Origin of the sequence: Mycobacterium sp., from assembly GCF_052144515.1 — a bacterium.
Lineage (GTDB): Bacteria > Actinomycetota > Actinomycetes > Mycobacteriales > Mycobacteriaceae > Mycobacterium.
The window spans coordinates 1-3,442 of the sequence record NZ_JBKQQD010000568.1 but is presented as its reverse complement, the minus strand read 5'-3'; the positions used below and the strand labels follow the sequence as shown (position 1 = coordinate 3,442).

General features: G+C 67.5%; 2 protein-coding genes and 1 pseudogene. All 3 read left to right on the top strand.

Features of this window, described 5'->3' with window-relative positions; all coding sequences use genetic code 11:
* A pseudogene (locus ACLP9N_RS39375) lies at positions 1-881 on the top strand (ABC transporter permease); the annotation flags it as partial.
* 9 nt (positions 882-890) lie between these two features.
* Complete coding sequence (locus ACLP9N_RS39370) at positions 891-1,565, top strand: methyltransferase family protein (protein WP_442412466.1); 675 nt, start codon at positions 891-893, stop codon at positions 1,563-1,565.
* A gap of 27 nt (positions 1,566-1,592) precedes the next feature.
* Positions 1,593-3,311 (top strand): CocE/NonD family hydrolase, encoded by a 1,719-nt coding sequence (locus ACLP9N_RS39365; protein ID WP_442412465.1) that lies wholly within the window; start codon positions 1,593-1,595, stop codon positions 3,309-3,311.
* Positions 3,312-3,442 lie beyond the last annotated feature (131 nt).

Genomic DNA, 3,442 nt, shown 5'->3' with positions numbered 1-3,442 from the left:
TGCTGCTGCATCTGGCGACGACGGCCGTGCTGACCCTGGTGGCCTATCGGCTCCTCGCCGGCCGCGATGTCGGCGCCGGACTCATCGCCGAGCGCGCCGGGCCCGGCACGGCCGGGCGGGGGCTGCGTGGCGTCGCGGGGCTGACGTGGCGACTGGATCGAGGCGCGCTCCTGCTGTGGACCGTCGGGCTGTGTCTGTATGGCGTCCTGATGGGCAGCGTGGCGCACGGCATCGGCGACGAACTGGGCGACAGCACCGTCGCGCGTGACATCGTGGCGCGGATGGGCGGCACCAGCGCGCTCGAGCAGGCCTTCCTCGCGGTGGCGTTCGCCATGTTGGGAATGGTGGCCGCTGCGTTCGCCGTCTCGCTCACGTTGCGCCTGCATCAGGAAGAGGCGGCCCAACGAGCCGAGACGACGCTGGCCGGTGCGGTTTCCCGAATTCGTTGGTTGACAAGCCATTTGGTGGCGGCACTAGCTGGGTCGGCGGCGGCGATGCTGGTCGCCGGTGTGGCAGCCGGTCTCGTCTACGGGATCGCGGCCGACGATGTCGGCGGCAGGCTGGCCGTCGTCGTCGGGACCGCGGCCGTGCAGCTGCCCGCCGTGTGGCTGCTTTCCGCGGTGACGCTGACACTGTTCGGCGTCGCTCCGCGGTTCACGCCGGTGGCATGGGGTGTGTTGGTCGGGTTCATCGCCTTGTATCTGATCGGGTCGCTGGCCGAATTTCCGCAGTGGGTGCTCGACCTCGAACCGTTCGCGCACACCCCGCGCGTCGGCGGCGGTGACTTCACCGCGGTGCCGCTGCTGTGGCTGCTGGGCATCGACGCTACGCTGATCATGTTGGGGGCCAAGGCTTTTCGTCGGCGCGATGTACGTTGTTAGGGAGGGGTCATGAAAACCGGTGTTCGATTGGCGGCATCCTCAATTTGGGGGCTGGCCGTACTGGGCTTGCTGCTGTTCTTGCCGGCCGGAACGCTCAACTATTGGCAGGCTTGGGTTTTCATCGGCGTCTTCACGATCGCAACCATGGTCCCCAGCATCTATCTGGCCCGGACAAGCCCCGCGGCGCTGCAGCGACGCATGCGTGCCGGACCACTCGCCGAAGCCAGAGCGATCGAGAAGATCGTCATCGTCGGCGCATTTCTGGATCTCTTCGCGATGGTGCTCTTGAGCGTGTTGGACCATCGGATGGACTGGTCGTCAGTGCCGCCCTGGCTGTGCTTGCTGGGTGATGTACTGGTAGCGGCCGGACTCGGCATCGCGATGCTAGTGATCGTCCAGAACAACTACGCGGCCGCCACCGTGACTGTGGAGACCGGCCAGTCGGTGGCCTCCGGCGGCTTCTACAAGTTCGTCCGGCACCCCATGTATGTCGGAGACGTGATCATGATGGTGGGCATACCCCTGGCGCTCGGCTCGTACTGGGCGCTGCTTCTCGTCATCCCAGGCGTGTTGGTGCTGGCCTCCCGCATCGTCGACGAGGAGAGAATGCTCACCCAGGAATTGGGCGGGTATCGCGAGTACACGCAGCGGGTGCGCTATCGCCTGGTGCCCTACGTGTGGTAACGCCAGGATCGCTCTAAGGTATCGGGCGTGGCGCAAAACCCGGCACCCACCCTCGACCGGCCGTGGCGACGTCCCGGCGCTCTCCGATACGCGCTGGACCGGATTCGCGGCGTCGCCAAACCCCCCGTAACCGTCACCGATCCACCGGCCGACATCGTTATCGACCGTGACGTCGGCGTTCCGACCCGCGACGGCACGGTGTTGCGGATCAACGTCTGTCTTGAGACCGACGGCGGCGCCCGGCCGGTCATCTTGAGCATCCATCCCTACGGCAAGGACAACCTGCCGACCCGGCGGGGCAAGCGGTGGACCTACTCCTTCCAATACCGCATATTGCGCCAGCCCACACCGGTGACCTTCTCCGCGCTGACCGGCTGGGAAGCGCCGGACCCGGCGTGGTGGGTCCCGCACGGCTTCACCGTGGTCAATGCCGACTCGCGAGGCTGCGGCCATTCCGAGGGCACCGGAAAGCTGCTGTCGCGCCAGGAAGCCGAGGACACCTACGACCTGGTGCAGTGGATCGCCGACCAACCGTGGTGCGACGGCAACGTCGTCATGCTAGGGGTGTCTTACCTGGCCATCAGCCAGTACGCCGTCGCCGCCCTGCAGCCACCGGCGCTGCGGGCCATCTGCCCGTGGGAAGGTTTCACCGACGCGTATCGCGACCTCACATTTCCCGGCGGTATTCGCGAGTCCGGCTTCACCGCATTGTGGTCACGCAACATCGCACGCGATACGCGGCAGGCCTACACCCTCGGGCCGATGCAGGAGCAGCATCCGGTGCGCGACGACTTTTGGCGCTCGCTGACACCCGACCTGCCGGCGATTAACGTCCCCATGCTGGTCTGTGGGAGCTTCTCGGACAACAACCTGCACAGCCGCGGTTCGATCCGGGCATTCACTCGCGCCGGCTGCGCCCACGCCCGCCTCTACACGCATCGGGGCGGCAAATGGGCGACGTTCTACTCCGAAGCCGCGCTGGCCGAACAGCTCAAATTCTTCCGCGACGTGTTGGGCGGCGCGCCCGCTTCCCGCAGCGTCCGCCTGGAGGTGCGCGAGGACCGCGACACCGTCGCCGCGGTGCGCGAAGAGACGGAATGGCCGCTGGCCCGCACACGTTGGCGGCCTTTGTATCTGGGCGGGCATCTGGGCGGGCATCTGGGCGGGCATCTGGGCGGGGCCGGCCTGCTGGCGGCCGAGCGGCCGCAGACGGCGGGCAGCATCACGCTCGAAACCCTTTCCCGGGCAGCCGCATTCACCTGGACGGTTCCCTCAGACATCGAGCTGACTGGCCCGATGGCGGCGCGGCTGTGGATCGGACTGGACGGCTGTGATGACGCAAACCTGTTCGTCGGTGTGGAGAAGTGGCGCGACGGCACGTTCGTCGGCTTCGAGGGGTCCTACGGCTACGGCCGCGACCGGGTGACCACCGGCTGGCAGCGGGTTGCGCTGCGCGCACTGGACCCTGAGCTCTCGCAGCCGTGGGAGCCGGTCGCGGCATGCGTCCAGCCGCAGCCGGTGTCCGCCGGCGAGGTGGTCGCGATCGATGTCGAGCTGGGCCCATCGGCAACGCTGTTCCGCGCCGGTGAGCAACTGCGGCTGGTGGTCGGCGGGCGCTGGTTGTGTCCACGCAACCCGCTCAGCGGCCAGTTCCCGGCGGCCTATCCCAATCCGCCGCGCGGTCGCGTCACGCTGCACTGGGGCCCGCGCTACGACGCGCACCTGCTGATCCCGGAGATCCCCTAGGAGTGCCGAGCAGTAGCTCCTATGTCAAGCGGCGGTGCGTTGGGCGGTCTGGTGGTCGGCCTTGAGGGCTTGGAAGACGGTGTGCGATAGACGGCGTTTGAGGCAGCGCAGGGCGTCTTTCTTGGTTTTTC